Below are 7,508 nucleotides of genomic sequence, written 5' to 3'. Positions count from 1 at the left end.
GCCTTCCGGCGTGGCATCCCCATCCCCGGCCTCCAGAGTGAAGGAGACGAGTGCGGATCCGCTGCTGATCAGGTCAGCCAGAGAGGAAAACTGGAATGTCCGGGTATTGACAGCCCCCGATGCATCGGGAACCCCCCATGAGAAGGTGAAGGATTGAATGTCATCCAAACCATCGGGATCACCGATGTTGATAACACCAGAAGTTCTAGCAAAGAGGGCGTAGTCAGGGTCACCCGCCAGAGCTGCAGGATCGATGCCGATTTCCGCCACCTCACCTTCACCCAGAACGATGCCGATCCCGCCCGGCCCCTGAAGGGCGTCGTTGGTGGTGGTGGGGGTGGACGGATCTGGAAGCACATCAACGCTCGGAAGTTGATTAACCTCCGGGGTGGTCGGGGTGATGTTGGTGGTGTTCACCACCGTGGTGTTCTCCACGTTGTTGTTCACCACCGTGGTGTTCTCCACGGGGTTGTTCACCACCGTGTTGTTGACCACCGTGTTGTTCACCACCGGCTGAGGCTGGGGCGGCTGCGGCTGCTCTTCCGTGGTGCCCGTGGGGAAGTCTTCGAGCTGCTGCAGCAGCGGGTCCGACTGGGGGACGGGCGTCTGGCCCACCCGGCTCTGCTGGATCGGGGAGAGCGGGGTACCGGGCAGATCGGCCGAGCCGCCGCCACCGCCCTCGGCCACATCAGGGCCCGGAGGTTTCGGCGCGGGCGACTGGACCCTCAGGTTGCCGATGTCGTTGGGACCGCGCGTCTCGACCTGGGTGTTGTCCTGGGCATCACCGAAGCGGGTGTTGCCCCCGGGGTTGTCGAAGCCGCCACTGGGGTCATACACCCTGGCATCCGTGATGTTGCCGGCCGCTTCGTTCTGCCGCTCCAGGCCAGCAGCCGCCAGCTCCACGCCGCTGGAACTCGCAACGCTCTCCTCAGCACTGGGAGTAACGATGGTGACGTCGTCAGCCATGACCTGAAAGCAATGGAACGGTCCGGCCAGCAGGGGGAACCCGGGAGCTGGCTTCTCTTGTTCCAACGTATGCAGGCCGGCGGGTTTGGCTGCAGCGTCAAGGGCAATGCAACAGCTCCGTTCAGTGCCCACCGGTGATCAGGGGCCACAAAAAGCCTCAGAACCCTTGCGCCAGCTCAGGCCTCAGTCTTCTGAGAAGAAGCTGAGAGATTGGGGATGTACAGCCAGGCGGCCCTGCGGAAGGCCTCGCGCAGCAAGCTCCGCCACACAAAAGCCACCCCAGGGGGTGGCAGAAGGACCGGGGTCCGGCAGCAGAGCGGACCCCGGATCGGCCTGGGTGAGGGGCTCAGCGGGATTCCCGCAGGGCCGAATCCAAGGTGCGGGTGAAGGGCTGGAAGATGTAGCGCAGCACGCTGCGTTGGGGCCCCTTGATGTCAGCCACCAGGGGCATACCCACCTGAATGGGGTAGCGGCGGTTCTCGGCATCCATGTACTGCCGATCCAGCTCAATGCGGGCCTTGTAGTAATAGCGGCGGTCATCCGGATCCTGCACCGTCGAAGCGGCGATGCTGCTCACGCGGCCGGGGATGGAGCCGTAGATGGTGGAATCGAACGGCTGCAACTTCACTTCCACCTTCTGGCCCGTTTTCACAAAGCCGATGTCCGAGGAGGGCACCCGCACCTCCACCAGCTTGCGGCTGTCGTTGGGCACCACGGAGAGCACCACCGCGCCCGGACCCACCACGGCTCCAGGGGCCTTGAAGCGCAGATCGCTCACCACCCCGGCCACCGGGGCGGTGATCCGGGTGCGCTCCAGCTGGTTTTTCACCTTCTTGATGTTCTCGGCCACCACCGCCTCCTCGTTCACCAGCTGGGCGATCTGGGAGTTCTGCTCCAGCAGCAGGCCGGACTGCAGACCCCGCAGGTTGGCCCTGGCCTCATCGAGCAGCTTGGTGGCCTCATTGCGCGCGCCGGTCAGCTCGGCCAGCTTGGTGCGGGCGGCGGCCTCCTGCTGCTCCACATTCAGCAGGTTGAGGCGGGAGGCCGCACCGGTGGCCACCAGATCGGCGAACATCTGACGCTGCTCGCCATAGAGCTGCAGCTCGCGGCGGAACTTGCCGATCTGGTCATTCAAACCATTGATCTCCGCCTGCTTCTGGGCGATCTGGGCCTGCACCCGGTCGATCTGATCGGCCCGGTTGTCGATACGGCTGTTGAGCAGATTGCGCTGGGCATCGCCCACCTTGCCCGGCTCGGCCACGAACACCCGATCGCCGCGGATGGCCGCCTGGAGCTGGCGCTGCTGGGCCATCAGGTTCTTGAGCTGCTGCTCGGTGGCCTTGTATTCGCTCTCCACCAGGTTGGGCCGCAGCTCCAGCATCACATCGCCCTTGCTCACCTCCTGGCCATCGGTCACATCCACCGAAGCCACGATGCCGCCCTCCAGGTGCTGCACCACATTCACCTCCCCCTCGGGAATCACCTCCCCGGAGGCATTCACCACCTGGGTGATCGGCGTCAGCGCCGCCCAGGGGAAGAAGATCAGCGCCGCCGCCCCCAGCACGTAGAGGGTGAGCCTGAGGTAACGGTTGTCCGGCTTTTCCTCGAGTTCGAGCGCCTGGCTGAGCCGGTTGCGGCCCACCAGGGTGAGGGCATCGGGGCTGTCCATCCCAGGCAGCCTGGCCAGCAGGCCACCGGCGGGTGGAAGGGCGAGGGACTCCTCGGGAGGGGTGCCCTGGGGAGCGGAAGCGGAAGAGGAGGTCATGGCGGAAGCGCGAAGGAGGATGAACGGGGCAAAAGGGGTGGGGGGCCTCAGGCGGGACCCATTCAGGTGGTTTTCTGCATCCGAGCGCGCAATTCGTCGGGTGTGCCGTTGAAGGAGGTGACGCCCTTGTCCAGGATGCAGAGGCGATCCGCACGCTCCAGCAGCAGCTTGTTGTCCGTGGCGAGAATCACACTGCGCTCCTGCCCGCTGAAGGTGCAGGTGCGCAGGCTGGGCAGGGCCTCCAGCACGATCTGGAACTGGTCGGGGGCCAGACCCTGGCTGACATCGTCGATCATCAGGATCGGGGTGTCCTTGATCACCGCCTGCGCCAGGGACATCAGCTTGCGCACGCCATTGGGAATCCGGTAGACGATCTCATCGGTGAGCTCCGTCTCCAGACCCTGGGGCAGGCTGTCGAGGAACTCCAGCAGGCCCAGCTGACCGCAGATGCGCCGCACGCCGGTGAGCGAGGCGTTCGGGTTCATCGCCGTGAGATTGGACCAGACGCTGCCGGGCAACAGGGCCGTGTCGGCCATCAGCAGGGCGATGTTCCGCTGGATCAGATCGGCGCTGAACTGGCGGTGGTCCTGGCCGTCGAACAGCAGGGTGCCACTGGCCAGGGGGTAGAGCTGATCGATCACCCGCAGGGTGGTGGACTTGCCGCAGCCCGGATTGCCGGTGATGGCCAGGATCTGGCCCGGCGCCACGGAGAGGGAGACGCGGGTGATGGCCAGGGCGCCGTCGGAACCCAGGCGACAGGCCGCCGAATCGAGCAGGATCGAGCCGCGCATCTGGGCCGCGCTCACCGCCGCGCCGCTGGTGCGGCTGGGGGAGCGCAGCCGCAGGAACTGGTTGAGCTGCAGGTACTGGTTCCGCATCGTGGTGTAGCGGAGCAGGGCGTTCATCAGCTGCTGGAACGGCGTGAACACGCGCCACACGAAGAACATGGCGGCGATCAGATTGCCCATCGCCGCCGGGCCCTGGTTGGAGCCGTAGGCCATCCAGACCCCCACAGCGAGGGTGAGGACCCCCGCCAGCTGGGAGGTGGTGCTGGTGATGACCTGCAGCCGCCCGACCTGACGGTTGAGCACCAGGGAGCTGGTGGTGCTCTGGGCCGACAGACCGCGCAGGCGCTGCAGCCACACCCACTCGACGTTGGCGAGCTTCACCTCGAGGAAGCGGCTCACCATCTCCTGCTGGGCCTGGCCGATGCCGAGGCCGCTGGCCAGGTTGAGCTCGGCCGCCCCGGTGTAGTAGCGCGACAGCAGCCACACCAGCAGACCGCTCACCACCATCAGGGCCAGGGGCACCAGCACCAGCCAGCCACTGATCAGGGCAATGGCCCCCAGGTACAGCAGCACGAAGGGGAAATCGAGGCAGGCCACGGCCAGGGGGCCCTGGAGGTAGCCGATCAGGCTGTCGAGATTGCGGAGCCTGTTCTCCAGGCCGGTGCGACCGAGCGCTTCGATCTGGCGGTAATCCAGACCGAACAGCTTCTCCATCAGCGTGACGCCGACCAGCGCATCCAGCCGACCGGAAAGCTGGGAGAGATGGGCCGAACGCCACTGCCGCAGGATCCAGTCCAGAACGAACAGCAGCACCACCCCCAGAAAGATCCAGAACGTGGAGAGCAGGCTGGAACTCGGGATCGAGATGTTGTAGATCGCCCGGATGTAGAAGGGCAGGGTGAGGGCCAGCAGCGCCAGGGCGAAACTCAGCCCGTAGAGCACCCCGATCCGGTTGGTGAAGCGGTAGAGGATCTGCTGCAGCAGGGTGACGCGTTCGGCGCCGGCCTTCTCCTGCAGGAACACCACCCGCCCACCGGTGGGCAGGTCGTAGAGATCGCAGCGGCCGTTCACATTGCCGGCCACCAGCTCGCCCCGGGCCGTGCGGGAGAGCACGAAGGGCACGTTGTCCGGCGCCACGTAGAGCGCCGGCAACAGCTGGGGGTTTAGCTGGTTCCAGGTCTCGAGCACCTCCATCCGGCTGCCGTAGCCCAGCCGGAGCAGCAGGTTGCGGGCATCCACCAGATCCATCTGGCGCGGATCGCGGCCCAGCAGCTCGAAGAGTTCCTCCGGCCGCCCGGTCCACAGCATCTGCTGCAGCAACAGCCGCACGCAGAACGCCATCGGGGCTTCGGGACTGAGCGTCAGATCCCGCAGCAGCATTGAACGCGGTGTCATCGTGGTCATGCCGCCACCTCCCGGCGGATCGCGGGAATCTCCACTTCCTGATCGGTGAAGGAGCTGAGCACCCGGCCGGCGCCGCTGATCAGCACCGTGGTGCGGCCGTGGGTGCGGCGCAGCAGGCGCTGCAGGCCATCGATGAAGTCCTTGCCGTAGGCACAGTCACTCAGATCGAGCAGCAGCAGCTGGGGCCCCCGGGCCAGGGCCGTCACCACGTGGAACAGCTGCTGGGCATCGCGGGAGAGGCCGGTGGGCTGGCTGGTGCCGACGGCCGTGTTGTAGCCGTTGGGCAGGCCCCGCACCATCGCATCGAGCCCGATCAGATACGACCAGAACAGGGCGCGCCGCTGGTAGCGACGGGGCTGGAAACTGGTGATGTTCTGCAGCAGGGTTCCGTCGAAGAAATCCCTGGAGGGATCCACATAGGCGATCCGCTGGCGCAGTTCGTCGCGGTGGTAGTTGCCCACCGGCAGGCCGCTGACGCTGAGCTGGTCATCCGGCTCGATCTGGATGAGCCCCAGGAACAGATGGCGCACATCGGCGCCGAAACTCTGGTCGCGCATCACGACCGTGCTGCCCGAGGTGATGACCGCCAGGGGCTGGCCGGCCCGGCTGAGGCTGATGGCACCCTCCAGCGGAATGGCGAGTTCGGCCTGGCCCCCTTCCGGCTCCACCGGGGTGGCCATCAGGGCATCGAACTCGTCGCGGGCGTGGCTGAGGCGGCGGTAGCTGCTCCAGAGGGCCATGGCCTGCTGCCACGGGGCGAGGATCTTGCCGCCGAGCAACAGGGCCGCCGCCAGGGCTCCCACCAGCAGCTGGCCGCGGATCACTAGCAGCGCCCCCCAGGTGACGATCCCCGCCAGGGTCAGCTGGCTCATCAGGTTGCCGAAGGCCTGCTGCTGGCCGGTGAAGCGGTTGTTCACCATCCGCTGCCAGGCCAGCTCCTCCTGGCGCTGCTCGTTGCCCACCAGGAACTGGCGGCCCAGCCCGGAGTTGGACTTGATCAGATCGATCGCCCCCATGAGCTTGCCCTGGTAGCCCACCCGATCCAGCTCCAGCAGGTCGCGGCGCTTGGCCAGGGCCTCGAAGTCGCGGGCGAAGGCCAGGGCCCTGAGCAGGTAGACCACGATCGCGACCACCGCCACCAGACCGACGCTGCCGGCGATCAGGAACAGCACCAGCACGAACAGAAGCGAGAAGGCCAGGTCGATGGCGGTGGTGAGCGCCTGCAGGGAACTCTCATCCCGCAGCAGGTTGATGCTGTTGAGCCGCTCGGCGTGGGCGGCCGGCGAGAGGCGCAGGTAGTCGCCCAACCGCATCTGGGAGAAATGGATCAGCGCCTCCATGCGGCGGTGGTGCTGCAGCCGGGCCCCATCCGAACCGGTGAGCCCCAGGCGCACGGTCTTCAACCAGCCCCCCAGCACCATCAGCACCACGACCCCGACCGAGAGCACCAGCAGGCTCGACATGGAGCCGGTGGGGAGGATCGAGGTGTAGACGATGTTGATGTAGAGAGGGGAGGCCAGTTCCAGCAGGTTGATCAACACCGAGGCGATCAGGATCGGCCCCAGCTGGTAGGTGCTCCAGTCGACATCGCGCAGGGAGCGGAAGAAACGGTGGTGGACCAGCTCATCGATCAGGTCGAAGCTGGTCTCGAAGGCAGTGCGCCCTCGGCTGCGGGCAGCCTGCACGAAGCCTCCCAGCGCGCTCAGCAGACCGGCGCGTTCAGGCTCCGTGGAGGGGGATCGGGCCACTCGGATCGAGCATATGGCTGAAAGCTAGGCATGTTGACGCTGTTTGCCACCGCCCCGAGCAGCCATGCGCAGGGTTTTGATAACAAGCCGGCCAGAACGGCAGGGCGGCTCTAGCTTGAGCCCAGAATCGCAGCCGGCTCAGGGCCGGGCGAGTGGATGTTCCGCTTTCGCCTGACATCAGGTCATGTTCAAGTGGAGCTGATCGGCAATGGCCGCTCAGCTCGCCTTCCCTTTCAGGTGGTCGGTCCCACCACCGAGGTGGCCTTCCTCGAGGAGTTGATCGAGGAGCGCTTCGGCAGCCTGAGCCTCAACCCCCGGGAGCTGTTCACCTTCCTCCAGCAGGACCCGTGGGTGCAGGAATTCTTCCAGCAGCCCCAGTTGGTGGAGGGTGATCTCGAGGCGGCGTCGGAAGGCAGCCGCAGCTTCACCAGCCAGACCCTCGGCAACAAGCTGGTGGAGGCCGGCGTGCTCGAACTCGAGGATCTCGATCGGCTCCTCGAGGAGTACCGCCCCTTTGCCGCCACCCAGCGCTTCGGCGAGTTCCTGCGCCTGAATCTTCAGGTGTCGCCGCAGATGATCGATCTGCTGCTCAACCCCACCCTGTTCGACGAGCAGGGCTTCAACGAGAAACGGCTGGGCGAACGCCTGCTGGAGCTGGGGGCCATCAGCGCAGAGCAACTGGAGGATGCCCTCAAGGAGCAGCTCCAGCGGGGTGGGCGCATCGGCGAGATCCTCGCCGCCCGCGGACACATCTCCCCCACCATGGCCCGGTTCTTCTCCGAGGCGAAGGTGAACGCCAGGGGCGAGATCGAGTACGCCGCCAGCGTCTGAGCCCTG

General features: G+C 66.2%; 5 protein-coding genes. 1 reads left to right on the top strand and 4 read right to left on the bottom strand.

Annotation, left to right across the window (positions count from 1 at the left end):
• The 4 genes from ACLNEE_RS13610 to ACLNEE_RS13595 form a co-directional block, all read right to left on the bottom strand.
• The coding region (locus tag ACLNEE_RS13610) for a hypothetical protein (RefSeq protein ID WP_412007224.1) at positions 1-966 on the bottom strand (966 nt) is incomplete at its 3' end.
• Between the two features lie 346 nt (positions 967-1,312).
• Positions 1,313-2,731, bottom strand: a complete 1,419-nt coding sequence (locus ACLNEE_RS13605; protein WP_411422073.1) for an HlyD family type I secretion periplasmic adaptor subunit — start codon at positions 2,729-2,731, stop codon at positions 1,313-1,315.
• A 62-nt stretch (positions 2,732-2,793) separates the two neighbouring features.
• A complete protein-coding gene (locus tag ACLNEE_RS13600) occupies positions 2,794-4,914 on the bottom strand; it encodes an ATP-binding cassette domain-containing protein (protein ID WP_411422072.1) in 2,121 nt (706 codons plus the stop codon).
• Positions 4,915-4,919: 5 nt separating this feature from the next.
• Complete coding sequence (locus tag ACLNEE_RS13595; RefSeq protein ID WP_411422071.1) at positions 4,920-6,671, bottom strand: ABC transporter transmembrane domain-containing protein; 1,752 nt, start codon at positions 6,669-6,671, stop codon at positions 4,920-4,922.
• 156 nt (positions 6,672-6,827) lie between these two features.
• On the opposite strand from ACLNEE_RS13595, the gene ACLNEE_RS13590 reads away from it, so the two are divergent.
• Entirely contained in the window at positions 6,828-7,502 is a 675-nt protein-coding gene (locus ACLNEE_RS13590) for a hypothetical protein (RefSeq protein ID WP_411422070.1), read from the top strand.
• Positions 7,503-7,508 lie beyond the last annotated feature (6 nt).

This window comes from Aphanothece stagnina RSMan2012 (assembly GCF_046764815.1).
In the GTDB taxonomy this organism is placed as follows: Bacteria; Cyanobacteriota; Cyanobacteriia; order PCC-6307; family Cyanobiaceae; genus NIES-981.
The sequence above is the reverse complement of the archived record's forward strand: the minus strand, read 5'-3'. Positions and strand labels throughout refer to the sequence as shown.

Bases quoted from the DNA above. Each gene is read 5' to 3' on its own strand.
- ACLNEE_RS13605 (WP_411422073.1), bottom strand. From the start codon at position 2,731: ATGACCTCCTCTTCCGCTTCCGCTCCCCAGGGCACCCCTCCCGAGGAG.
- ACLNEE_RS13600 (WP_411422072.1), bottom strand. From the start codon at position 4,914: ATGACACCGCGTTCAATGCTGCTGCGGGATCTGACGCTCAGTCCCGAA.
- ACLNEE_RS13590 (WP_411422070.1), top strand. From the start codon at position 6,828: ATGTTCCGCTTTCGCCTGACATCAGGTCATGTTCAAGTGGAGCTGATC.